The 25,974-nt window shown below is 43.5% G+C and carries 14 protein-coding genes; 8 read left to right on the forward strand and 6 right to left on the reverse strand.

Features of this window, described 5'->3' with window-relative positions; translation table 11 throughout:
• Positions 1 to 61 precede the first annotated feature (61 nt).
• Genes QWZ17_RS12155 through QWZ17_RS12170 form a run of 4 tightly spaced genes read left to right on the forward strand, consistent with a single transcriptional unit; the run spans position 62 to position 7,488 of the window.
• On the forward strand, positions 62 to 1,567 hold the full coding sequence (locus QWZ17_RS12155; protein WP_290305486.1) for an RICIN domain-containing protein: 1,506 nt from the start codon (positions 62 to 64) through the stop codon (positions 1,565 to 1,567).
• A gap of 56 nt (positions 1,568 to 1,623) precedes the next feature.
• Positions 1,624 to 3,159, forward strand: a complete 1,536-nt coding sequence (locus QWZ17_RS12160) for a glycoside hydrolase (RefSeq protein WP_290305487.1) — start codon at positions 1,624 to 1,626, stop codon at positions 3,157 to 3,159.
• A 19-nt stretch (positions 3,160 to 3,178) separates the two neighbouring features.
• Positions 3,179 to 5,611, forward strand: coding sequence for a glycoside hydrolase family 2 TIM barrel-domain containing protein (locus QWZ17_RS12165; RefSeq protein WP_290305488.1), 2,433 nt, complete (start codon positions 3,179 to 3,181; stop codon positions 5,609 to 5,611).
• Positions 5,612 to 5,661: 50 nt separating this feature from the next.
• Entirely contained in the window at positions 5,662 to 7,488 is a 1,827-nt protein-coding gene (locus tag QWZ17_RS12170; RefSeq protein WP_290305489.1) for a glycoside hydrolase family 35 protein, read from the forward strand.
• 117 nt (positions 7,489 to 7,605) lie between these two features.
• On the opposite strand, the gene QWZ17_RS12175 is transcribed toward QWZ17_RS12170, so the two are convergent.
• From QWZ17_RS12175 to QWZ17_RS12200, 6 genes are all read right to left on the reverse strand, one after another.
• The gene (locus tag QWZ17_RS12175; protein WP_290305490.1) at positions 7,606 to 9,918 is read right to left on the reverse strand and encodes a multicopper oxidase domain-containing protein; all 2,313 of its coding nucleotides are present in this window, start codon (positions 9,916 to 9,918) and stop codon (positions 7,606 to 7,608) included.
• A 38-nt stretch (positions 9,919 to 9,956) separates the two neighbouring features.
• The gene (locus QWZ17_RS12180) at positions 9,957 to 10,472 is read right to left on the reverse strand and encodes a DUF3347 domain-containing protein (RefSeq protein ID WP_290305491.1); all 516 of its coding nucleotides are present in this window, start codon (positions 10,470 to 10,472) and stop codon (positions 9,957 to 9,959) included.
• A 23-nt stretch (positions 10,473 to 10,495) separates the two neighbouring features.
• Positions 10,496 to 11,059: a helix-turn-helix domain-containing protein gene (locus tag QWZ17_RS12185; protein ID WP_290305492.1), complete on the reverse strand. Its 564-nt coding sequence runs from the start codon at positions 11,057 to 11,059 to the stop codon at positions 10,496 to 10,498.
• Between the two features lie 69 nt (positions 11,060 to 11,128).
• Complete coding sequence (locus QWZ17_RS12190; protein WP_290305493.1) at positions 11,129 to 11,527, reverse strand: HYC_CC_PP family protein; 399 nt, start codon at positions 11,525 to 11,527, stop codon at positions 11,129 to 11,131.
• A gap of 186 nt (positions 11,528 to 11,713) precedes the next feature.
• On the reverse strand, positions 11,714 to 11,926 hold the full coding sequence (locus QWZ17_RS12195) for a heavy-metal-associated domain-containing protein (RefSeq protein WP_290305494.1): 213 nt from the start codon (positions 11,924 to 11,926) through the stop codon (positions 11,714 to 11,716).
• A 23-nt stretch (positions 11,927 to 11,949) separates the two neighbouring features.
• Positions 11,950 to 14,175 (reverse strand): heavy metal translocating P-type ATPase, encoded by a 2,226-nt coding sequence (locus QWZ17_RS12200; RefSeq protein WP_290305495.1) that lies wholly within the window; start codon positions 14,173 to 14,175, stop codon positions 11,950 to 11,952.
• Between the two features lie 163 nt (positions 14,176 to 14,338).
• Here QWZ17_RS12200 and QWZ17_RS12205 point away from each other — a divergent pair, with 163 nt between their 5' ends.
• The 4 genes from QWZ17_RS12205 to QWZ17_RS12220 all read left to right on the forward strand — a co-directional run bounded on the left by QWZ17_RS12205 (position 14,339) and on the right by QWZ17_RS12220 (position 25,916).
• Positions 14,339 to 15,385, forward strand: coding sequence for a hypothetical protein (locus QWZ17_RS12205; RefSeq protein WP_290305496.1), 1,047 nt, complete (start codon positions 14,339 to 14,341; stop codon positions 15,383 to 15,385).
• Positions 15,386 to 15,969: 584 nt separating this feature from the next.
• On the forward strand, positions 15,970 to 20,076 hold the full coding sequence (locus QWZ17_RS12210; protein ID WP_290305497.1) for a hybrid sensor histidine kinase/response regulator transcription factor: 4,107 nt from the start codon (positions 15,970 to 15,972) through the stop codon (positions 20,074 to 20,076).
• A gap of 781 nt (positions 20,077 to 20,857) precedes the next feature.
• A complete protein-coding gene (locus QWZ17_RS12215) occupies positions 20,858 to 24,061 on the forward strand; it encodes a SusC/RagA family TonB-linked outer membrane protein (protein ID WP_290305498.1) in 3,204 nt (1,067 codons plus the stop codon).
• 10 nt (positions 24,062 to 24,071) lie between these two features.
• Positions 24,072 to 25,916, forward strand: a complete 1,845-nt coding sequence (locus QWZ17_RS12220) for a RagB/SusD family nutrient uptake outer membrane protein (protein ID WP_290305499.1) — start codon at positions 24,072 to 24,074, stop codon at positions 25,914 to 25,916.
• Positions 25,917 to 25,974: the final 58 nt, after the last annotated feature.

The following is a 25,974-nucleotide window of genomic DNA, read 5'->3' on the forward strand; positions in this document are numbered from 1 at the left end:
CTGCGGGAGAAGAAGCCATTCTTCTCCCTTTTTTTCTAAACCAATTATCAACCAATAAATTATGAAGAAGAAGCATGTTTTATTATTAGCGGTGTGTTGCTTTGCAGCAGGGTGTAAGAAAGATATGATAGCAACCAAACAAACCGCCACAACCCCAACCGAAACGTCATCGGGAAGTAGCAATGTTAAACTGGATTCGACGCCGGCAAGCGCGCTGAAAGGCGTGAACTGGGCTTGCGACGGGGACAACTTTAGCGATGGTATTTTAGTATTAAGTGGCTTAACCTCGTCAGATAGTTATGCCACCGTATCGGCCAAGGCCGATGCTGTTTTGAGCGGCATTCAAACCAATACGGGGGCAAACACGGTGAGGATACCGGTAAATTATGCAACCGTATCACAAACCTGGTGGAACTCCTATACCGGCGTTATTGATAAAGCGGTGAGCAAAGGGATGAACGTTATTTTGGGCTGTTGGGAAGGCAGTTCATCTGAGGATGGTAAAATTGATAATACCACCCAGTTTTGGTCAATGTGGCAAACTATTGTAACCAAGTATGGCAGCAATACGCATGTGTACTTTGAAATATTTAACGAGCCGCATGGCTATTCATTAACCGATTGGACAACCATTTGTGCCCAATGGCTCAGCAATTATCCGTCGGTGCCTCAGGGGAGAATTTTAATCAGCGGTACCTCGTATTCGCAGGATATTACGGGAGTTGGTGCAGATAGCCGTTTTTCGGGCTGTTTGTTATCTATTCATGATTATACATTTTTTAGCAATGGTACCAATACCACGGCCGCGCAATGGGAAAGCAGGCTAAGGGGCAATATAGGCAGCTACAGCAGTCGTGCTGTATTAACTGAATTTGGCGTACCTATGAACGGCGGTAAAAACTACACCGGTGCCATAGGCGGCGATCAGGAAATTGCTTACCTGCAAGGTTTAACCAACCAGGTTAGGGCATTTGGCATGGGCGCGGTATACTGGCCCGGCATCCGCACCGGCGATAGCTATGCTATGGAAACTTTAGGTGGCAGTGGCACAAGCCTTACCGTGTCAAATACCAATGCCAGCGGTTTAAGCAGGCTTAAATATGGCTGGGGTGTAGGTACAGGCGGTACAGATGTGTTTTATACCGGCGCTTACTACCGTTTGCTAAACCAAAACAGCGGCCAGGCGCTTGATGTTAACGCGGCTTCAACCGCAAACGGCGCAAATATTATACAATGGCCGCAAAACGGAGGCAACAACCAGCAATGGGTAATTACCGATAATGGCGGTGGCTATTACAAAATAACCAACCGTAACAGCGGGCAGGCGCTTGATGTTAATGGGGCATCTACCACAAACGGTGCCGGCATTATTCAATGGCCATGGAATGGCGGTAACAACCAGCAATGGGCGCTTACTTCAACCAGCACAGGCGTTTACAAAGCCATCAACCGCAATAGCGGGCTTGCACTTGATGTTAATGGAGCCTCAACAGCTAATGGCGCGGGCATTATCCAGTGGCCATATAGTGGTGCCAATAACCAGCAATGGCAAATAGTACAACAATAAAATAAACTATTGTAAAGGAGCAGCGCTGTAAAGCGCTGTTCTTTTGCTAATTATACATGATGATAAAACGATATACCATAAAAAGGAATGTAGTGGTGGCTATGGCTGCTTTGGCGTTTAATAGCGTGGCTGTGGCGCAAACAAAGCAGGTTACTATTGATATTAACCTTTCTAAAACTTATCAAACCATCAGCAATTTTGCTGCTTCGGATGCATGGTCGTGCCAGTTTGTGGGTAATTGGCCAGATGCCAAACGCCAGCAAATTGCCGATTGGCTTTTTAGTACCGATAACAATGCCGATGGATCGCCTAAAGGGATCGGGCTTTCCATGTGGCGCTTTAATTTGGGTGCGGGCAGTACCCAACAGGGCGATGCAAGTGGTATCAAAGACGAATGGCGCAGGGCCGAATCATTTACCAACAGCGATGGCACCTATAACTGGCAAAACCAGGCCGCGCAGGTTTGGTTTTTAGAGGCTGCCAAACAGCGTGGGGTGAAACAGTTTTTAGGTTTTTTTAATAGCCCGCCGGTGCAGTTTACAACCAATGGTAAGGCTTTTGCCAATGAGGGTAAGGTTAACATCGCTCCCGATAGGTATGACGCTTTTGCAAAGTACATTTATGATGTTGTAAAGGGTGTTCAAAAAGTAAGTGGTGTAAAGTTTGATTATATAAGCCCCATCAATGAACCGCAATGGGATTGGAGTGATGGCGGCCAGGAAGGTAACCCTTATACCAATACCCAGATAGCGGGTATAGTACGGGCAATAAACAAAGAGTTTGTAAGTAATAAGCTGGATTCAAAGATATTGGTAGGCGAGGCCGGAAGCATCAATTACTTGTTTACAGCCGGCGATAAGCCGGGCAAGGGCAACCAGGTAAGTGATTTTTTCAAAGCCGGATCGACCAATTATCTTGGCGATTTGCCTGCGGTAAGTAAAACTATAGCCGCGCATAGCTATTTCACTACCTCGCCAATGGCATCGGCGGTTAAAGCGCGTAAGGCTTTGGCAGATAGCGTTGCCGGGGTTAAAGGACTAAATTTCTGGCAATCTGAATATTGTATTTTGGGCGACAATGCCGGGGAAATAGATGGCAACCATCGCGACCTGGGGATTAACGCGGCATTGTATTTAGCTAAGGTGATCCACACCGATCTAACCGTTGCCAACGCCTCTGCATGGCAATGGTGGACGGCGATCTCGGCCTATGATTATAAAGACGGTTTAATCTACATCGACAGAAATAAAACCGATGGTAATTTTTACTCCAGTAAAATGCTTTGGACAATGGGTAATTACAGCCGCTTCATCAGGCCGGGCGCGGTAAGGGTTGATGCTGTTGCCTCATCGGCGCAAAATCAATCGTTGTTGGTTTCTGCCTATCAAAACGGGAAAAACATCACGGTAGTTATTATCAACCCCGGTACCGATGATATAACCACCTCATTCAATACCCGTAAATCAAAAGTACAGTTTACATCATCGTACCTCACCTCACAGGATGCCGAATTGAAGGCTGGTAAAATAACAGCCAACACCAACGTTGTTCCGGCACGTTCGGTTGTTACGCTTACCGGTATTATCAAATAACCTTGCACATCTATCTACTATGAAAAATAAAATTTACCTGTTTCTTTTCGCCCTGATCCCCGCTTTTGCGCCATGCGTATCAAAAGCGCAAACTGCCGGCGAACCATCCGTATTTAATTCGGACTGGAGTTTTCACAAAGGCGATATCGCCAACGGCATCACCGGTGTAAAAGCTGAAACCCAATGGAAAACCATCGATTTACCACATGACTGGAGCATTGAAGGTCCGTTTAGCGATGAATGGGCAAGCGCCACGGGTTATCTGCCCGGCGGTATTGGCTGGTACACCAAAAGTTTTGCGGGCAACAGCAGCTGGCTGGGCAAACAGGTATATGTTTATTTTGATGGGGTATACAAAAACAGCGAAGTATGGCTCAATGGCCATTTGTTAGGCAAACGTCCCAATGGCTTTATTTCTTTTCAGTACGAGTTAAGTCCTTACCTGAATTTAAAGGGCAAAAATACCATTGCGGTTAAAGTTGATCACAGTGAATTTGCCGATTCGCGCTGGTATACCGGCTCGGGCATCTATCGTAATGTTTACCTCATTGTGAAAGGTCCCGTGCATATAGGCCCATGGGATGTAGCATTTTCTACGCCCGAAACATCGGCACAAAAGGCGCTTGTAAAAGTTAAGGTAACAGTAACCAACAGTACTAAAACTGTAGCCAATGTTACCGCGAAGGTTAACCTGTTTGACGCCGATGCTAAAGTAGCTTTATCACTCCAAAAACAAATCCGTGTAAAGCCGGGCAAGCAGGATGTTGAATTTGAGCAGGATTTAAAATCACCTAAATTATGGGATACCGAAAATGCCAACCTGTATAAATTACAGGTGTCTATTAATCGTAATGGCAAACTGACCGACCAGGTTACGCAGACTGTGGGTATCCGTAGTATTCGTTTTGACAAGGATAAAGGCTTCTTTTTAAACGATAAAAGCACCAAGCTAAAAGGTGTATGTATCCATGACGATGCAGGTGCTTTGGGGGTTGCAGTGCCGGAAGAAGTTTGGGTTAGACGATTAAATATACTGAAAGAGGCGGGCGTAAATTCATTGCGATTAAGCCATAACCCGCATGCCGATTATTTATACAACCTGTGCGATAAGATGGGTTTTTTGGTAATGGACGAAGCTTTTGACGAATGGGAAATTGGCAAAAATAAATGGGTAGCCGGCTGGAATGTAGGCACGCCATCAAAAAACGGTTACCACGAGTATTTTAAAGAATGGGCCGATAGCGATGTGAAGGATATGGTACTCAGGGCTCGTAATCATCCATCTATCATTATGTGGAGCATTGGTAACGAAATTGATTACCCTAATGACCCGTATACCAACGAAGTGTTAAATACAGGGCGTAATCCACAGATTTATGGTAAAGGATTTTTGCCCGATCATCCACCGGCCAGCGGACTTACGCCGATAGCACGTCAATTGGTAAAAGCTGTAAAGGCTATTGATACCACCCGTCCGGTAACGGCGGCCTTAGCAGGTGTGGTCATGTCCAACGAAGTAGGTTATCCCGAAGAATTGGACGTTGTAGGCTATAATTACCAGGAGTATCGCTACCCCGATGATCATAAAAAGTACCCTAACCGTATTATTTACGGCAGCGAAAACGGCATGGCACAGCAGGCCTGGACTGCGGTTGATAGCAACGAATACATCTCTGCCCAATACCTGTGGACAGGCATCGATTACCTGGGCGAGGCTGGCAAATGGCCGCAGCGCAGTAATGGTGCCGGCTTAATTGACCTGGCCGGGTTTAAAAAGCCCGAATATTTTTACAGGCAAAGCCTTTGGGCTTCAAAACCGATGATATACATAGGTGCCCGTGAAATTACCAAAGCCGAAGATAAAGGCATCTGGAGCCACCGTACTGCCGAACCGGTTTGGAACTGGCAGGCAGGTAGCAAGGTAAAGGTTGATTGCTTTACCAACTGCCAGGAAACAGAACTGTTCCTGAATGGAAAGTCATTAGGAAGGCAATCTCGTGCCGATGCAAAAAACCATGTCCCTACATGGGAAGTTGATTATCAGCCCGGCGAATTGGTAGCCAAAGGATATAACGATGGCAACGAAGTATGCGCCTACCCCATCAAAACAACCGGCGACGCTTACCAGGTGAGCACCATTGTAGATAATGATGTTTTTGACAGCAAAGCAAAGGGGGTAAGCCAGGTTGAGGTGTACATCACCGATAAAGATGGCAACTGGGTGTTTAATGCTGCCGATGAAGTTTCGGTAGCCATTACCGGCCCGGCCAAATTGTTGGGGTTGGAAAGCGGTAGCAACAATAGTCACGAAAGTTACCAGGCTAATCAGCGTAAGGCTTTGCACGGCCGTTTAATAGCCTATATACAAACCATCGGTAAGCCCGGCACGGTACAGGTGCAGTTTAGCGCCGGTACGCTTAAGTCATCAACCCTAACCTTAACTGTAAAATAATAAAATCCCTTAATCCTGTAAACTATATACCCAGCACTTTTTTTTAATTTATGAAGCGTATAAAATTATTGTTTCTGTTTGTAATCCTGTTTTCTTCGGCGGGTTTGCAGGCTCAAAATGCTAAACACACTTTTACCCTTGGCGATAGCACCTTTTTACTTGACGGCAAGCCTTTACAAATTATTTCGGGCGAGATGCATTACGCCCGCGTACCCCGTGAAGCCTGGCGGCAGCGCATGCGCATGGCCAAAGCCATGGGCCTTAACACCATTGGTACCTACGTTTTTTGGAACGTGCACGAACCGCAAAAAGGGCATTATGATTTTACCGGCAACAATGATATTGCTGCGTTTGTAAAAACCGCCCAGGAAGAAGGTCTTTGGGTAATACTGCGCCCAAGCCCATACGTTTGCGCCGAATGGGAATTTGGTGGCTACCCATACTGGCTGGAAAAAGAAAAAGGCCTGGTAGTGCGCAGCAAGGAACCTCAATACCTGGAAGCCTATAAAAAATACCTTACCCAGGTGGGGAAACAGTTATCGCCCATGCTGGTAAACCACGGCGGTAATATTTTAATGGTACAGATAGAAAACGAATACGGATCATACGGCAGCGATAAGGATTACCTGGCGCTTAATCAAAAAATGTTTATTGATGCCGGCTTTGACGGGCAACTGTACACCTGCGATCCTGAACCTGCCATAAAAGACGGTCATCTGCCGGGCCTGCTGCCGGCCATTAATGGTGTAGATAATGTAGCCAAAGTAAAAAAACTGATTGGCGAAAACCACAATGGTAAAGGCCCCTACTTTATTGCCGAATGGTACCCGGCCTGGTTTGATTGGTGGGGAACCAAACACCACACCGTACCTGCCGAAAAATACCTGGCCCCGTTGGATTCTGTTTTGAGCGCCGGGTTATCTATCAACATGTATATGTTTCATGGCGGTACCACCCGTGGTTTTATGAATGGCGCCAATTATAATGATACCAACCCGTACGAACCGCAGATTAGCAGCTATGATTACGACGCTCCGCTGGATGAAGCCGGTAACGCCACGGATAAGTACATGAAATTTAGGGCGGTGATTGCCAAACACCTGCCCGCCGGGCAAACCCTGCCCGCGGTGCCGCAGGCTAAGCCATCAATGAGTATTGAGTCTGTTAAGCTTACGCAATCAACAAGTTTGTTTGATATGTTGCCTGCTGCCAAATTAAACGAAACCCCGCTAACGTTCGAAGATCTTAACCAGGCCTATGGTTTTGTGTTATACCGTACAACGCTTAATGGCAATGCATCTGGCATGCTAAAAATTAATGGCCTGCGCGATTATGGCCTTGTTTATGTAAACGGCAAACGCGTTGCGATATTAGACAGGCGCAACAAACTGGATAGCGCGGCGATAACCCTGCCAAAAGGCAAAGTGGTATTGGATATATTGGTTGAAAACCTTGGCCGTATCAATTTTGGGCCATACCTGCTTAAAAATACCAAGGGCATTACCGAAAGTGTGGTATTTGCAGGTAAGGAACTTAAAAACTGGAAAATGTACGGGATGCCTTTTGATGATATCGCTAAAGTTGTTTCAAAAGCAGGTTCAAATAGCGCCGGTCAACCTGCGCTTAAAAAGGGAAGTTTTAACCTTGCCAAAGTTGCCGATACCTATCTGGATATGAGTAAATGGGGTAAAGGTACCGTTTGGGTAAACGGTCATAACCTGGGCAGGTATTGGTATGTTGGTCCGCAGCAAACGCTGTATGTGCCGGCCGAGTGGTTGAAAAAAGGTAACAATGAGATTGCGGTATTGGAACTTATTAAGCCAGAGGTAAATGAGGTAACAGCAATTGATCATGCCATTTTGGATTCGATAAAATAAGGTAAAAAGCTTCTTTGCTATTGATGACAAGTTGCAGATTCCCAGACTTGCGAAGTTTTTAAAACTTCGCAAGTCTTTCGTCGCTTCGTTGTTTTTATCTTTTATAATCCTAATAGCCTAATACGTCAGCGTTAGTCCTCCTCCCAAGCCCATATCACTATCATAATGTGTTGATAATGAAAAGTACTTGGTCATAATATACCTGAAACCAACCGCGTATTCTTTATCCGTGTTTCCCATTACCGTAAAACGTAGTCTGCTGGTGAGCGGGATATCGTCACGGCCTAACTGAAACCTTAGCTTTCCGTTGCCATCTATACGGGCATCGGCCACAAATAGCATTGGTAGGGTATAAGCCACACCAGCTACTACCGTATGTCGGTTGTTTTTATTACTAACCTGGCCAAAAAGGTTTTTCTCGCCAATGGGTTCTCTTTTATAATGGTAATCAAAACCGCCGTAGGCATATAGCCATTGCATTTGCCCAAAGTAACGGCCAACCATGGTTTCGCTTTCGTAACCTTTGGTATCATTTAAACCAAGGTGCCATAAGGTTGATATTTTCCAGCGGGTATTGGCGATGGAGGCCGTGGCGTCGCTGCCATTGCTTTCCAACCCTAATTTGGCTGTGGCATAAAAATGCTGATCATCCGCGTAAATCTTTTTAATAGCCTGTGCCGGATCTGCTATCTCGGGATTTGGCGGTGAATTTTCATAACTAAAAATGCGACCCATCCCGCTCATCATGTGGTAAAGGATGTGGCAATGAAAAAACCAATCGCCGCTTTCGGTAGCCCTAAACTCTATGGTGTCCCTTTCCATGGGCATAATATCCAGCGTATTCTTAAGCGGGGCATATTCGCCCTGCCCGTTCAATACCCTAAAATAATGCCCGTGTAAGTGCATTGGATGGCGCATCATGGTATTATTATACAGGATGATCCTTACGTTTTCGCCCTGTTTAATCAATATTTTGTCAGCCTCAGATACCGTTTTATTGTTGATGGTCCATACATAGCGGTTCATATTGCCGGTTAAATCGAACCGGAGCAGCTTAGTAGGGCCGTTGGGTAGGGTGGTTGGTTTTGTGGCCTTCAGCATCCCATAATTAAGGGTTACAATATCTGTAGATGAATTACTCCCCATATCCATGCTGGCCATACCTTTGTCTTTAGATGAACCTCCACCCATATCCATGCCCGGCATGTTTTTCATCGTAGCGGTTGACGAGTTGGGTTTAGCATCGCCGGTAATTTCGGGATACATCACGGTGTTCATATCCATTACCTGGTTGTTCATTACCATTCCATCCATTTCCTTCATATCGCCATTCATGGCCATCATGCCGTTCATCATTTTCATACCCTCAAAGTATTTGAGTTTGGGCAAACGGGCGGCGGCATGTTTCTCGCCCGAACCAAGCCATAAAGAGGTGTATTTGGTACGGTCTTCCGGTGTAGCTAAAAACTCGTAGCTTCCATTTTTGGGGATGGTGACCACTACATCATAGGTCTCGGCTACCGCTATGATCAAACGATCAACCTCCACGGGTTGTACGTCCTCGCCATCGTTGGCGACTACGGTAATTTTCCCACCGGCGTATTTTAGCCAGAAATAAGTTGACGAACCGCCATTAACAATGTGCAGCCGCACTTTATCGCCAGCTTTAAATTGCGAGGCCTGGTTTTCAACCTTTCCGTTGCTAAAGAAACGATCATAAGCTACATCGCTTACATCCATGGCCATCATCCTTTTCCACTCGTTGGTTACTTTGGTTTTAAAATGCCCTTCCTTTACAGCTTCCAGGTAATTTTGTGTGCTGCCTTTGCGGATGCCATACCAATCGGTTGCGTTATGAAGCGAACGCTGTACCTGTTCGGGATTTTCATCTATCCAATCGCTCAGTAGCAGCGTGTAGTTGGGCTTAGCGACTTCCTCTTTTTTATGGATGATGAACGCGCCGTACATGCCGCTTTGTTGCTGGGTCATGGTGTGCGAATGGTACCAGTAGGTGCCATTTTGTACCAGCGGAAATTTATACAAATGAGTTTCACCGGCTTTAACCGGCGAAGTGGTTAAATACGAAACCCCGTCATACCGGTTGGGCAATATCAGCCCATGCCAGTGAATGGAGGTTTCCATCATCATTTGGTTATGCACGTAAATTTCGGCGGTGTCGCCTTCGGTAAAAGTAAGCGTTGGCGCGGGGATACTGCCGTTTATAGCCATGGCAGGCCTTTGCTTGCCGGTATAATTCACGGTAGTATCGGCAATGTACAGGTGATAAATATCCCGCTTGCCAATTTTGGTAAAAAAGGGCAGCCTTTTTTGGGAGGAAGCATCGCCCATTTTCATGGCCATGCCGCCGTGCTGCGCAAATGCCACAGCCGACCAAAGCACGTTGATGATAATTAAAAAACGGATTTTCATGATTAAATAAAGCCGGCGTTGCAGCCGGCTTGTACGTTTTATTTTGCGGCAGGAGCCAATGTTTCTGTAACCTTACCACAGGTAAGCATTTGTTTGCCGTAAAACGGATTTTTAACCGTGGCCGATTCACTTAACCAGCTTGCTTTTTTCATGGGGCAATATTGCTGATAAACGGTTGCCGTGTTCAGTTTTAAACCTTTAACTACTTCAAGCATGTTTTTTGATAAACTGGTAAAATGCTCACGCTGATGATCGATGCCGGGTGCTTCGCTCATGTGCCTGCTGTCAAACTGTAGCTTTTCGCTGTAGGCGGTCCATAGTTTTTTCTGGTCGGTGGTTAGCTTGTCGGCAGGTACGGCATTAATAGCCGCCAACAAATCTTTCGACTCGCTTTTGGTGGCCGCATAATTATCGGCTGTAAGCGCGTTTTTAACGCCGAAGTAAGCGGTAATCACATTGTTTACCGCACTGCTCGCGGTAGCATCCTGTGCTTTTGTTTGTGTAAATATTACAACGAAGGTGAGTGCTAATAAAGCCGTTTTGATGATTTTCATGATGATATAAATTAATGGTTGTTTTAAATTTTATCTAAAGGTTTGCGCCCGGTGTTGTTAGTGGTTTTGTATTGGCTGGGCGTAATACCGGTTATGCTTTTAAACTGGCTTGATAAATGGGCGCTGCTGCTATAGCCCATTTGGTAGGCTATTTGGTTAAGGTTTGATTGTCCGTACTCCAGCAGTTCTTTTACCTTCTCTACCTTTTGCTGAATGATGAATTTTTCAATGGTGATATCCTCGTATTCAGAAAACAGCCGACTTAAGTAAGCATAGTCTTTAAAAAGCTGGTCGGCAATCAGGTCAGAAAAATTGGTGTTGTTTTTTGACAGATCGTTATAGTGAACCTGTTGTATCACTATGTTTTTGATACGTTCAATAAGTTGCTGCTTATCGTTGTCAATCAGCTCAAAGCCCATCAGCTTTAATGACGAGGAGAGGGCAAGTAACTGGCTCTCATCGGGCTCGGGGCTTACGATAGCCGTTCCAAGCGCAATTTCGTCTACGTTTAAATGCAGGTGTTGTAACTGCTGGCGTACCACCATAATGCAACGGTCGCAAACCATATTTTTGATATGTAACTTCATGTTTTTTTTGATTCAAGCGAAAAAAATAAGGCAATAAATGCCCGGGCCAAAAAATGTGGCTTGCTTAAATCAAATTTGGAGGGAGTGGTTTTGAATGGATATGAGTTTGCCTGTTTTCCAGGGCGGGGCTTTGCCCTCTATCCAGGAAGTATTGCTGATAGCGGACAGGTTAGAATGACTGTAAATGGGAACTGATTGCTCAACACGAATACCTGCCTGTGCAAACTGCAATTCAAAGCTGGGTTTAATATTCTCTTTAACAACATAATTGCCGTGCTTTTTGCAGCAGCCGCAATCTTCATTACCGTTGCAATGCTTTTTAGCCCCGTGTATGCCCATACCCGCGTGTGCCATGGCCATAGGCTTTGAAATAATACTTTGAGCGCCGCAATGAACAATACAAACAAACATCCCTGTTGTGAGTAACAGGTAAAATGCTGCCATACTTATAATTGCTGCTCTTTTCATTACTACACAAATATACTACATTATATAAACTGCCCTTTTACACAATTCTGTAATTTTCTTACATAATTTAAACAGCGTTTTTGAAAGTCGGCGGCTTGTCGTTGCCATGCTGTCAAAAAAAGGTCCGGAATTTCATCAACATAAATGGTTGATAACGGTTTTCCGCCTTAAGTTAAAACAGTGTTGTTAAAGCTTAACGGCGGTGTAACCTTTGTCTTTTAATGCTGTTATAATATCGGCTTCGCCGAGGCTGCTTTCGGCATCTATCGTGAGGATCTTATCGGGATTGTTGGTATCTACTTCCCAGTGTTTTACATTTTTTAACGCGTTTAATGAAGGGGTAACCGCGGCTATGCAGCCGCCGCATTTAATATTGGTTTTGAACTTTAAAGTTTTCATAATTGAAAATGATGAATAAATTATTAATTGAGTTTTGCCAGTTTTAGTCTTAGACTATTACTTACTACCGATACCGAGCTTAGCGCCATAGCAGCTCCTGCAATCATGGGGTTTAGTAGGAAACCGTTTATGGGGTATAATATTCCGGCGGCAAGCGGTATACCAATAAGGTTGTAAATAAATGCCCAAAACAGGTTTTGACGAATGGTTTGTACAGTTAGTTTAGAAAGCCTCAACGCTTTGGGCACCTGTAACAAATCAGATGATACAATGGTCATTTTGGCCACATCCATCGCTATGTCCGATCCTTTACCCATGGCTATAGAAACATCGGCCTGGGCCAATGCCTGGCTGTCATTGATGCCATCGCCAATCATAGCTACTACTTTGCCTTGCTGTTGCAACTGTTTAACAAAATCGGCCTTGGCTGCTGGCAGCACATCTGCCTGGTAATGTTCAACCCCGGCTTGTTTGGCTATTGTGGCTGCCGTTACGCTGTTATCACCAGTAAGCATGTAAACTTCAATGCCGTTATCTTTTAATGCCGTTACCGCTTTGGCAGAGTTTACTTTGATCTGGTCTGTAATACCTGCTACAGCCAATACTTCTTTTTCATTAGCAAAATAGATCACCGTTTTGGCCTGGTTCAGCAGTATTTCAACTCGGCTTTTTAATGCAGCAGGTATAGCAAGTTGATTTTGATACACCAATTTGTGGCTGCCAATGTGGTAGTTATTTGTTGCAAACCGGGCTTTAACGCCCATACTTGTTATACTTTCAAAATCTGAAATTTGAGCGGATTTACCATGGTCCTTTTGCAGATAACCTACTATAGCTGTCGCCAACGGATGCTCCGATTGCTTTTCCATCGCCAGGAATACCGCCTGTGACTCCGGTTGGTTGGTTACAGCTGGCGACCAATAAAAATCGGTTACCTCGGGTTTTCCCTCGGTAATAGTGCCCGTTTTATCTAATATAATGGCGTTTACCTTATGTCCAAGTTCAAGGGCTTCGGCGTCTTTAATGAGTATGCCGTTTTCGGCACCTTTGCCCATACCAACCATAATGGCGGTAGGTGTGGCCAGGCCCAAAGCACAGGGGCAGGCAATAACTAATACGGTTACCATGGCTAATAATCCTTGCGTAAACGCGTATTGACCGCCAAAAACCAGCCATATGCCCAACGTTAACAAGGCTATGCCCATAACTACGGGCACAAAGATGCCCGCTATTTTATCAACCAGTTTTTGAACCGGCGCTTTAGAACCTTGCGCGTCCTGTACCTGCTTTATGATTTGGGCCAGTAAGGTGTCGCCGCCTACTTTTTCGGCTTTAAATTTTAAACTCCCTTTTTGATTGATGGTGCCGGCAAATACCGAACTGCCTTCTTTTTTTTCTACAGGCACGGGTTCGCCCGAGATCATGCTTTCATCAACGTATGATGAGCCATCGTACACAACACCATCAACTGGAATCTTTTCGCCGGAGCGCACCAGGATATGGTCGCCAACCTCAACGTTGGCAATAGCCGTCTCTTTTTCGCCATCGGCGGTGATGAGTAGCACGGTGTTGGGTTGCAGGCCCATTAGCTTTTTAACGGCCGATGATGTGTTTGATTTGGCCCGTTCCTCCAGTAATTTGCCCAGCATAATAAACACGATGACTACCGCTGCCGCTTCAAAATATACATGCGGATGCAAACCGGGGCGATGCCAGAAATCCGGATTTAACGTATTGAATACGCTGAATATAAAAGCGATGCCGGTAGAAAGTGCTACCAGCGTATCCATATTGGCTTTGCCATGGGCAGCCTGTTTCCAGGCGTTAATGAAAAAGCTACGGCCGAATATAAATAATACAGGGGCGGTTAATGCCAGCATGATGTAATTGGCATAGGGGAGTGCCATCCAAAGCATCGCTATAAAAACAACCGGGATGGTTAATGTTGCGGCCCAAATGATATTTGTTTTTAACCGCTGGTAGTTACCGCGTTGGGCTTCTTCCTGTAAGGTTTTGCCATTTTCGGTATCCAATATCAGGCCATAACCTATTGCTTGCACCGCTTTCTGAAAATCGGCGGGCTGAATAATATCGGGCTGAAAAGCTATTTTAACGGTTTGACTCGCGTAGTTTACGGCTGCCTTATCTACGCCATCTTGCGCGGCAATTATAGATTCTACGCTAATGGCGCAAGCCGCGCAGCTCATGCCGGTAACCGGGAATGTAAGTGTTTGTATGTTGGATTGCATGGCGATCTGTTTAATAACACAAATTTACCCACACCCGTTGCCACCCCTGTTACAGTATTCCGTTTAAAATTTACAAGATTTGAAGCATCCCGCCTGGGCCTTTGTTTAAATACTTATTACTAATTTGCGGCGTTCATAAGCCACCAATAACTCCTGATAATTCATGAAAAGATTAATCTGCTGCCTTTTTTTGATAGCTGCCTGTATTTGTGCAAAAGCTAAAGACCCAACTATTCTGGCTAAAGGACAGCAACCCCAGGTAAGTGTTGACGAGAAGGGTGTAATAAGGGTTGTTTTCGGCAGGAGCGACAGTGTTTTTTGCGCCACCTCAACCAATGGTGGCGAAACCTTTAGCCGCACGGATTTGGTGGGGATTGTGCCACAAATGCACCTGGGCATGGCCCGGGGGCCGCAATTAGCAAGCTCGACTAATTACAGCATGATTACCGCTATGGATAAAAACGGGGATATTCATTGTTTTACGCTACAACATTCCAAAGGCCAGGTTTGGAAAAAGCAGGGCCTTGTAAATGACTTGCGCGCATCTGCCCCCGAGGGGTTGATGAACATTGCTGCAGATGAGGCCGACGATTTTTACGCTGTTTGGTTGGATACCCGTATTGGAAAAACAAACAATGTATGCTTTTCATCTTTGAGTATTAAAAACGGTCGATGGCTCAAAAATAAAATGGTATATCAATCACCGGATGGCCATGTTTGTGAATGCTGCCGCCCAAGTATTGCCGTGCAGGGAAATAATGTGGCTATTATGTACAGAAACTGGCTCATGGGGGCGCGGGATATGTACTTGATTAGCTCGGCGGATAAAGGTAAAACATTTGGCACGGGGCAAAAATTAGGGAAAGGTACCTGGAAATTAAACGCCTGTCCCATGGATGGCGGCGGTTTGGTTTTTAATGCCGATCATTCCATAACAACCACCTGGAAAAGACAGGCTACCGTATACACCGCAAAGCCCGGATACGCCGAAGAAATACTGGCCGATGGGCGGGACTGTAGCCTGAACCTTATCGATAATGGCCTGGTGGTTTCGCTATCAGCAAATGGTACAGTAAAGTTTAAAAATCTTAACAATCACCAGGAAGTAACCGTTGGTAATGGCAGCTACCTGAAAACCATTGGCCTTGCTAATCATCAGGTATTTTGCGTTTGGGAACAGGATGGTATGATCAAAACAAAAAAGGTTTGATTGGTAAAACGCGCCTAAAAACCCGGTATAGATGAATGATGTGTGAATTTTTTGATTAAAAGGCAAAGCTATTAGCATATTGATACTGCGTACTGCTTCATTTACATTTGTTAAGTGATGGGGGATATTGTAGGCATGGTTGTTATGGCACTATAGTGTTTGTGTGTGGTTTACGGTGTAACTGTACAAGTTAATATTTTGTTCATTGAATAATGAAGCGGCATACCTGTACCCTTAAAATAGAATAGTTAAAAGAGTTTAACCTTTGCACACCACCGATAGTTGCTGCTATATATGTGCAGTTCTGTATCTGCAACACGGCAGTATAAACTCTGTAGCAGCCTGAACCAGAGAGTGTTTGGCTTTTCGAGAGCGCGTAAAACGTAGTTTTTTGAATTTTATTGTTTTATAATGTACTATTTACATTAATTAAAACTACATTTGAATTAAGCGCTTCTCCTATAAAGCTCTTTACCAATATTTAAACCTGTTATAAACACTTAATGAGAAGATTACTATTCACCCTACCGGTAGTATTTGCCTTTTCCGCATGTTTTTCTCAAAGTTTATTTACCAAAAAAGTAATGAAATACTCCTCAAAGGATGGTCTTTCATTTGGTATAATTAACGGAATTACGCAGGATAGTAAAGGTTTTATATGGTTTGCAACGGGAGATGGCTTAAACCGCTTTGATGGTACAACTTTTAAAGTATTTAAATTTGATCCCAATAACCCTTACAGCCTGCCAAGCAATTATGTTCAAAACGTACATGTAGATAAAGAGGGTGCTATCTGGATATCATCAAGAAGAGGGATTTATAAATTTGATACCAACAAAGAACGGTTCATTAAATTTAGCCCTCCCGGGTTTCCATCAACGTATTTAAATAATGTAAATACCATTTTTGAAAATAACAAAAACCAGTTGTGGTTTTCCTGCGGCCCATCGGGGTTTGCATCTTATAACATAAAAACCCACCAGTTTAAAAATTACACAAAAAAAGAACAACCCGGTTTATTAGGCAATTTATCGGTTATTAATGTTATTGAAGATAGTTACGGGCTATTGTGGGTAGGAACCAGGGACGGCGGAGTTAACGTTTTTAGCACCCAAAACGGCGTGGTTTCAAAAAACCTCAACAGCCGGTTTCCGCTTAAACTTATTCCGCAAGGCCTTATCACCTCTATTTATGAAGATCATAATCATAACGTATGGATAGCCACCAGTAAGGGCCTGGCACTTTATAACAGAAAAGAAAATAACATCCGCGTTTTTTTAGGTTCAACTTATAACCTGCGAAGCAACTATTTCTTCTCGCTTTTGGAGGATGATCACAAAAATCTGCTTGTCGGCCTTTTAGATGGAGGGGTATACTCGATAAATCTCGACAAAGCCGAAAAATCATCCTACAAAGATATCACTATCGATCCGGTGCAGTCGGAAGATAATTATAGCATCACCGCGCGTACTATCGAAACGTTATTCCAGGATAAAGATAAAAACATCTGGGTGGGTACTTATGGTGATGGAATTTACCTGTTAAGTAGTGTTCCCGAAAAATTTCAAAAATTCCAGAGCGCGTTAAAAGACACTTACGGCAGTAGCTTTTTAAGGTATTACGGCATGTGTATGGATGATGAAGGATACCTGTGGATGGGTACCGATGGCGATGGGATACATAAAAGAACACTTAGTGGCGAGGTGGTAAAATATTACCGTGCCGACGGTAAAAAAGGTTCTATAACATGCAATAACATACTTTGCGCCTATAAGGATAATTCCAACACCTTGTGGTTTGGTTCTTACTCGCATGGGTTATTCAGGTATAACAGAAAAACCGATTCATTTACAAATTACACGCACCAGGCAAATGATCCTGCCAGCCTGGGTTTAAACGATGTAAGGTGTATTTTGCAGGATTCGCAAAATAATTTATGGGTTGGTACAAATGGTGGTGGCTTGAGTTTAATGCAGGCCGGCAGCGATAAATTTGTTAACTACAACCCGCAAAACAGCGGCATCAGTTCAGATTATATACGGGCACTTGCCGAAGATGCTTATGGCAATCTTTTTATAGGTACGGCGGCATCGGGCCTTAAGTATTACATCAGGAGCCAAAATAAATTTGTTAACTATTTCAGCAACGAGGAAGCCGAAAAATTTTTGCCAAGCCATTTTATATATTCGATGTATTTAGATAATAAGGAAACGCTTTATATAGGTACTGAGGGAGATGGGCTTGTTTCCTATGACATAGGGAACAAAAAATTTAAAAGGTATACCGAAAAAGATGGATTAGCTGATAATACGGTAAATTCCATACAAAAGGATGAAACCGGCAGCATTTGGATAAGCACCAACAGGGGGTTATCGCGAATTGACCGGCAAACAGACCGCATTATCAATTATGATAGTTCTGACGGCCTGCAGGCAGGGCAGTTCAATACAGGTTCATCCATGTACTCCTACGATAAAAAGTTTATGGTGTTTGGCGGCACCGAGGGCTACAATGTGTTTTACCCGGCCAGGGTTAAGCAAAATTTATTTAAACCTAAAGTTTTAATTACCGGGCTACAGTTATTTGGCAAAGAGGTTGAAGTTGGTCAAAAGGATAGCATATTAAGCGCTGGCATTAACGAATCTACCCAAATTACCCTAACCCCCAATCAACAGGTTTTCTCCATACAATATGTGGCATTAAACTATGCTTATGCCGAAAAGAATGAGTTTGCTTACAGGCTGGCCGGGTTAGAAAAAAACTGGAATTATGTAAAAAACCAACGATCTGTTACATACAGATACCTGCCAGCCGGCGATTATGTTTTCCAGGTAAAAGCTACAAACCAGGATGGGATATGGTTTGATAATTATGCCACAATTAAAATAAGAATCCAGGGGCCGTGGTATCAAAGATGGTGGGCATATCTAATCTATTCCCTGGTAATAGGCGCGCTTATTTATTTTTACATAAGCTACAGAACCAGTCAGTCGCGTTTAAAATACGAAGTAAAAATAGCTCAGATCTCGGCCGAAAAGGAAAAGGAACTCAACGAGCGGAAACTATCTTTTTTTACCAATATCTCACACGAATTCAGAACGCCGCTTACCCTGATTATTAACCCTGTTAAAGAGTTGTTATTTAATCCCGGGGCCAGAGAAAACGAAACCGGTAACTTAAGTATCGTTTTCCGTAACGCCCGCAGACTTTTGAGTTTGGTTGACCAGTTATTGTTGTTCAGAAAAGCCGAGAGTGAAACCGATAGCCTTAAAATTGTACGGCTAAATATTGTAAGCTTATGTAAAGAGGTTTTTTTATGTTTTAGCCACCAGGCCAAAAGCAAAAACATCCTTTTCGATTTTGTTTCCGAAGCCGATGCGATAGAAGTGTTTGCCGATAGGGAAAAGATGGAGATTGTGTTATTTAATTTAATATCAAATGCCTTGAAATTTACACCCGAAGGAGGGATGGTCAATTGCCTTATTTATCAATGGGACAATTCTGTGAATATAGAGGTTAAAGATACCGGCTGCGGAATAACCGGTAATGTTGGTGAGCAATTATTTGATAAATTTTACCAGGTTCAAAATGAGTTGCCATCTAACGGCGGCTTTGGTATTGGCTTATACCTGGTAAAAAAATTCGTTGAAAGCCACAAAGGAAAGGTTAGCTATACCAGTTTAAACGGCGCCGGCAGCATATTTAAAGTTTGCTTACAAAAAGGGAAAGAGCATTTGACCCCTAACCTTATTTTTGAGGATGTTATAGAAACATCCATATTTTTAGAAGAACTTGTTGAAAGTTATGAGGAGGTACCCGGATTACCGCCAGAAATAAGTACTATAAAAAGCAAAAAAAACGATCCTCTTGATTTTGAATCAAAATCAATGCTCATTGTAGATGATAACGCACAGATGAGGCAATATTTGAAGCAGATATTTTCGCCAAAGTTCGAAATTTTTGAAGCTACCGACGGTGCAGAAGGTTTAGAAAAGGTGCAGCAGCTTTTACCCGATATTATTATTAGCGACGTAATGATGCAAGGTTTAAGCGGTATAGAATTATGTAGCAAAGTTAAAGAAGACCCCGCGCTTGCCCACATCCCTGTTTTACTGTTAACGGCAAGCTCATCGCCCGAGATAAAACTTAAAGGAATAGAAGGCGGGGCCGACGATTACATCAGTAAACCTTTTGAACGCGAATTGCTTTTAGCACGCGTTAATGGCATTTTGAAGAGTAAGAATAATCTTCAAAAGTATTTTTATAATGAAATTACGTTAACATCAAATGATCTTAAAGTTCCGCCCGATTATAAGGAGTTTTTAGCCACCTGCATAAGGGTTGTAGAAGATAATTTAAGCGATAACGACTTTTCAATTAAAACACTGGCTACCGAAGTTGGCATGAGCCACTCCAACCTGTATAAAAGAATCAGGGCTATTTCGGGGCAATCTGCCAACGGCTTTATACGGTTTATACGCCTCAGAAAGGCTGCCGAAATGTTTTTGAAAACAGATTGTACCGTTTCTGAAGCCGCTTACAAGGTTGGCATTAACGATCCTAAATATTTCAGGGAACAATTCAGCAAGCTATTTGGCCTTAACCCATCTGAATACATAAAAAAATTCCGTGTCCCTTTTCACGCCAATATTACCCGTAACGTTGTGAAGTCAAAAAATAACAAAAGCTAATTCCTTAAAAATACCCGTGAAAATCGTTTTGTAATAGCAGGCAATACGCTGTGTCAAAAAAAATGGACAATTTTAGGCTTCAGGCACGAAAATATGTGCCGATATTTTAAGCCAAATTAACACAGATGCCCGCAAAATGGCGTTTTTACAACCCGATTTAGTTCTTAAAACGCGACTCGGCGGGTACTTCCTTTTTTTATTTGAAATTTAAAATCGGCTCCCGTGCAAAAAGCGCCGAAAACTTGATTATCCCCTTCTGTTTTACCAATTACCCCCTTTAGTTGTACGAATTTACCTCTCGCAGGCACTTCGTATTATAACCATCTTAGGGCTGCCAATTATAAATGTAACAACCACATTTAATTTTATTGAAATAGCAATCTGCGGTAATATCAATTGATAAACGTGGGTTTAGTGCCAATTATTTTTAGAAATAAAAAATACAAAAGGTGTATCCCATTAGCATAGTCTGCTAAAAGGACCTCCTTTATGGTAGTATTATTTATTGCTATAACGCGAATGATATGCGGTTTCATTTGTAAACCGTTGCCAAACAGAGCCAGTTTTTAACTTAATATATAAACCTTAAATGAGCAATATGGAAGAAAAGTAAGCACCCAACACCCCGGGGAAGTTATGGAATTAATTTACCCCTTCTGTTATCCCGCTTTTATAGCGTGCATTAAATGTTAATTAACTTAAATAAGCGAATATGGAATACAATTTACATAAGACAGTAAACTTGTTAAGGGTCTTTAAAATTGCGCTGAGTCAACTATTAATGGCTTTAATATTTGTTGGTGTATCATACGCCGGCGCAGCAAAAATCGAAACAACAAAATTTACAAAAACAAATGGCGCAAAAATCAATGAAAACGCCCCGATAAAAATTTCGGGTAAAGTAATTGATCAGGCCACCGGTGAAACTCTGGTTGGCGTATCGGTACTGGTTAAAGGTTCAAACGTTGGAACCGTAACCGATATCAACGGAAAGTTTACCATCACCGCTGCCGAGAACGCCGTATTGGTAATATCATACATAGGCTATAATACCGCCGAAGTACCTGTAGGTGGCAAAAGCATTCTTAGTATTAAATTACAACCGTCATCCAAAGGTTTGAATGAGGTTATCGTAGTAGGTTACGGTGTACAAAAGAAAGTAACCGTTACGGGTGCTGTAACATCAGTTAAAGGAGATGAACTGGTAAAATCACCAGCAACTAACCTTTCTAACTCAATTGCCGGCCGTATGCCGGGTGTAATTGCCACTAACAGTAGCGGCGAGCCTGGTTACGATGGCTCAACTATCCGTATCCGTGGTACCAATACCCTGGGTAATAACGACGCGTTAATTGTAATCGACGGGGTGCCGGCGCCTGCAGGCCAATCAAATATTGATAGGTTAAACCCTGCGGATATTGAAAGTATATCTGTGTTAAAAGACGCGTCGGCGGCCATCTATGGTGCCAGGGCGGCTAACGGTGTTATTTTGGTTACCACCAAGCGTGGTAAACTGGGCAAACCCGAACTTTCTTATACTTACAATAAAGGATGGGCCCAGCCTACTCTTTTGCCTAAAATGGCTAATTCAACCGAGTATGCCACCATGGTAGATGAGATAGACCTTTATGGTTTACCTTCGCAATATTGGACAGCCGCTTCGGCCGCGTTTAAAACCACAGGCAGCTTTACCCGTCCGGATAACGGTGCCACTACAACGGCTACTTTTCAACCATCTGATTTTAAAAAATTTGCCGATGGTTCTGATCCATGGGGGCACCCAAATACAGATTGGTTTAAAGCCACATTGAAAGACTGGTCGCCACAGTCGCGCCAAAATATTCAATTATCAGGAGGGTCCGAAAATGTGAAATACCTAACCTCTATTGGCTACCAAAACCAGGATGGTTATTATAAAAATTCGGCTACAGGCTACAAGCAATATGATTTTAGGATAAACCTGGATGCCAAGGTTAACAAATACATCAATACATCTATTGGCGTATCAGGCAGGCAGGAAAATCGTTTCTTTCCAAATGGCGGTGGCGCAAGTGATATATTCAGGATGTTAATGCGCGGTTACCCAAATAGGCCGGCTTACTGGCCTAATGGTTTACCTGGCCCCGATATTGAAAACGGTCAGCAACCGGTATTGATCACTACCAACCAAACCGGTTACAATAAAGACACCCGGTACTACGTGCAAACCAACGGCAAATTAGAGATATCAGTTCCGGGAGTAGATGGATTAAAAATTATCGGAAACGTTGCGTTAGATAAATACATGCAGCAAACTAAAGCATGGCAAACACCCTGGTATGTATATAGCTGGGATAACGTTACAAGAGATGCCAGCGGCACCCCGGTACTTACCAAAGTTGCCCGCGGTCCGGCCCAGGCTACACTGGCCCAGGGATCTGATGATCAGCTAAGCAGTTTATTGGAAGGTATTGTAAGCTATAACCACAACTTTGGCAGCCATAACATTGTGTTGCTTGCAGGTGTAACTAAAGAAAAATCAAACGATAGCCAATTTGGCGCTTCGCGTAAGTACTTCAATTCGGTAGCTATCGACCAGTTAAACTGGGGTGGCAACTCCGAGATAGGTAACTACGGTACCGCCTGGCAAAAGGCCCGTTTAAATTATTTTGGCAGGGTTGGCTATAACTATAAAGAAAAATACCTGGCAGAGTTTTTATGGCGTGTTGATGGTTCATACATGTTCCCTCAATCACATCGTTTCGGCTTCTTTCCTGGTATATCAGCCGGTTGGAGAATCTCTGAAGAAGATTTCTTTAAAAACAACATAAAATTCCTTCAAAATTTAAAACTACGTGGATCTTGGGGGCAAATGGGTAACGATAATGTTGTTAAGCCGGGCACCAATACACTGGCCGAATACTCTTACCTGCCATTGTATAACGTAGGTTCATACATTATTAACGGCGCACCAGCTCAAACATTGGCCGAAAACGTGGCTCCAAACCCCAACTTTACCTGGGAAAAAGCCAATAACAGCGATGTTGCGTTAGAGGGTACCACGTTAAACGGTAAATTGGATTTCACCCTGGAAGCGTTTTTAAACAAACGTACCCAAATATTATGGGCTCCTACTGCATCAGTTCCTGCAACCGCTATACCGGGTGCTTTGCTGCCGCCTGTGAACTACGGAAAAGTAACCAACAAAGGCTGGGAGTTTCAATTTAGCTACCATGACAAAATTGGCGAAGTACGATACAATGTAGGTGTAAACGGTGGCTATGCCAAAAACAGAATTGATAAATGGGATGAAGTTCCTGGAGCGCCAGCCTGGCAAAAATCAACCGGGCATCCTATCGGTTCACAGCTTTATTACATATATACCGGTATATTTTCTACCCAGGCTCAGGTTGATGCCAACAAGGTTGATTATAGTGGCGTAGGCGCAAGCACCCTTCGCCCCGGCGATATGATGTATAAAGATGTAAACGGCGATGGTAAAATTAATGGTGATGACCAGGTAAGGAATGATAAAACCAGCCAGCCAACTTTCCAGGGTGGTTTAAATTTTGGAGTACAGTATAAAAGTTTCGACCTGAGTGTTTTATTGCAAGGTGCAACAGGTGGTCAGCTTTTTCTGCAAACAGAATCTGGTACTATCGGTAACTTCCTGCAATATAGCTACGATCACCGTTGGACGGTTGATAACCCAAGCACAAAAGACCCACGTACAGTTGATAGAAATAACCAGTATTTTTCTGGAGGTAATACTTATTGGCTGCTTAATACAAATTATATCAGGGTTAAAAACGTTGAGCTTGGTTACACCCTTCCGGTAGCGCTAACGTCAAAAATTGGTATAAGCAATTTACGCGTGTATGTTAATGGCCTTAACCTGCTTACCTATTCAAAAGAGAAAATTTATGATCCGGAATCAACCAGTTCATCCGGTCAGTATTATCCTCAGGCAAGAGTCATGAATATGGGCGTAAGTGTAAAATTTTAATTTGAACGATATGAAAACATTTATAAGAAATATTTCAACAGTCGCGATGTTATCTGGAGTGCTGCTTACTTCATGTAAGAAGGATTTTTTGAATACGACGCCATTGAATCAGGCATCGGCAGCGGTTACCTGGGCCGATCCAAACCTTTCTGAGGCCTTTGTAACGGAGTTGTACAACGGCTTGCACGATGCCGAGCTTAACCAGGAAAGTATGGATTGTATTACTGATAACGCGCTCTATAATTTTGGTAAACAGGATATCATGGAGGCCAATATCAGCCCATCGCATTTAGGATGGGTGAATAATACCTATGAGTGGAATGAGATGTATGCCCGTATACGTTCGGCCAACTTAGCCTTAGAGCAGCTTGGAAAATCAACCCTCGATAAAACATTGGTTGACAGGCTTTCGGGCGAAGCGCATTTTATGCGTGCATACTTTTACAATCAAATGGTGCGCTATTACGGTGGCGTGCCCATTATAAAATCTACTTACACACTTAACTCAACAGATTTTACCGCCCCAAGGAATAGTTATTCTGATTGCGTTGACTTTATAGTGAGCGATTTGGATGCCGCCAACACCTTATTAACAGGTAAGGATATGGCAAAAGGACGCGCAACCAGCGATGCGGCGCTGGCCTTGAAGGCAAGGGTGTTATTATATGCAGCCAGCGATTTACATGATCCGGCTAAAATAAAAACGCTAAGTACGCTAAGTGGTTATGCTCATCCCGAATTATTGGCTTATACAACCAGCGATCATGATGGTCGTTGGAAAAAAGCGCAGGATGCGGCAAAAGTTATATTGGCTAAATCTGGTACCTACGGTTTCGCGCTTGATCTATCGGCGCCTGCCAATGCAACGGATGCGTTTAATAATTACCAAAACTCCTACCTGTCAAGAAACGGTGGGGAAAAAGAAATTCTTTTTGCCCGCTACTACAGCAATAGTAAAGATGAGTGGGGCGCCTGGTATGGCCGTAACAACTGTACCAACGGCTACCACGGCTGGACATCGAGCGAGCCTACTCAAAACATGGTAGACGACTATGAAATGATGGATGGTACGGCGTTTGATTGGAGCAAACCTGCAGAAGCCGCCGCTCCTTACGTAAACAGGGACCCTCGTTTCTATGCATCTATATTATATGATGGTGCCCCATGGAAACCACGTACACCAGATGGTGCAGGTATAGATCCGTATAACGAAATACAAATGGGTACCTACCAAACCGGCAGTGCTTCCAGCCCTGTAACCTATTTTGGTTTAGATACCAGGAATGGCCCTATTGAAAACTGGAACGGTACCCGCACCGGTTACGCGATAAGGAAGTTTATGGACCCTAACCCGGCTATTGTTGATCAAAACACCCGGTCGGAAGTGCCATCACCGTTAATAAGGTACACCGAAATTGTGTTTAATTACGTTGAAACCTGTTTGGAACTTGGGCAGGAGGCCGAAGCCAAACTATGGCTCAATAAAATCAGGTTCCGGTCGGGCATGCCTGCCATTACAGACGCGGGTGCTGCACTGGTACAACGGTACAGAAATGAGCGCAATGTGGAGTTGATGTTTGAAGAGCAGCGTTTTTATGATGCGCGCCGTTGGTTAATTGCGCCAACAACGCTGGGTAATAAAGCCAAAATCATTAAAATTACGGGTACTTTAAAGCCAGGTAAAAGCGTAAGTGTTTACAGGCATAGTACCGATAATTTTAATTACACCTATACAGTGCAGGAGCTTGATCCCGGGGTTGAAAACCGTACCTGGAAGGATATTCTTTATTTCCCGCCTATTAGCCGCGATGAGATGAATAAAAACAATAAATTAATTCAAAATCCAGGTTATTAAACTATTATAAGGCCTATAAAATCTTATATATTAGTGTAAGGAATGCCGGCATTTAAAT

Source organism: Mucilaginibacter flavus (assembly GCF_030409315.1).
In the GTDB taxonomy this organism is placed as follows: Bacteria; Bacteroidota; Bacteroidia; order Sphingobacteriales; family Sphingobacteriaceae; genus Mucilaginibacter; species Mucilaginibacter flavus.

Excerpts from the sequence above, each read along its gene's own strand:
- QWZ17_RS12215 (WP_290305498.1), top strand. The coding sequence starts at position 20,858 with ATGGCTTTAATATTTGTTGGTGTATCATACGCCGGCGCAGCAAAAATC.
- QWZ17_RS12165 (WP_290305488.1), top strand. The coding sequence starts at position 3,179 with ATGAAAAATAAAATTTACCTGTTTCTTTTCGCCCTGATCCCCGCTTTT.
- QWZ17_RS12205 (WP_290305496.1), top strand. The coding sequence starts at position 14,339 with ATGAAAAGATTAATCTGCTGCCTTTTTTTGATAGCTGCCTGTATTTGT.
- QWZ17_RS12220 (WP_290305499.1), top strand. The coding sequence starts at position 24,072 with ATGAAAACATTTATAAGAAATATTTCAACAGTCGCGATGTTATCTGGA.
- QWZ17_RS12200 (WP_290305495.1), bottom strand. The coding sequence starts at position 14,175 with ATGCAATCCAACATACAAACACTTACATTCCCGGTTACCGGCATGAGC.
- QWZ17_RS12170 (WP_290305489.1), top strand. The coding sequence starts at position 5,662 with ATGAAGCGTATAAAATTATTGTTTCTGTTTGTAATCCTGTTTTCTTCG.
- QWZ17_RS12210 (WP_290305497.1), top strand. The coding sequence starts at position 15,970 with ATGAAATACTCCTCAAAGGATGGTCTTTCATTTGGTATAATTAACGGA.
- QWZ17_RS12155 (WP_290305486.1), top strand. The coding sequence starts at position 62 with ATGAAGAAGAAGCATGTTTTATTATTAGCGGTGTGTTGCTTTGCAGCA.
- QWZ17_RS12175 (WP_290305490.1), bottom strand. The coding sequence starts at position 9,918 with ATGAAAATCCGTTTTTTAATTATCATCAACGTGCTTTGGTCGGCTGTG.
- QWZ17_RS12180 (WP_290305491.1), bottom strand. The coding sequence starts at position 10,472 with ATGAAAATCATCAAAACGGCTTTATTAGCACTCACCTTCGTTGTAATA.
- QWZ17_RS12195 (WP_290305494.1), bottom strand. The coding sequence starts at position 11,926 with ATGAAAACTTTAAAGTTCAAAACCAATATTAAATGCGGCGGCTGCATA.
- QWZ17_RS12185 (WP_290305492.1), bottom strand. The coding sequence starts at position 11,059 with ATGAAGTTACATATCAAAAATATGGTTTGCGACCGTTGCATTATGGTG.
- QWZ17_RS12190 (WP_290305493.1), bottom strand. The coding sequence starts at position 11,527 with ATGAAAAGAGCAGCAATTATAAGTATGGCAGCATTTTACCTGTTACTC.
- QWZ17_RS12160 (WP_290305487.1), top strand. The coding sequence starts at position 1,624 with ATGATGATAAAACGATATACCATAAAAAGGAATGTAGTGGTGGCTATG.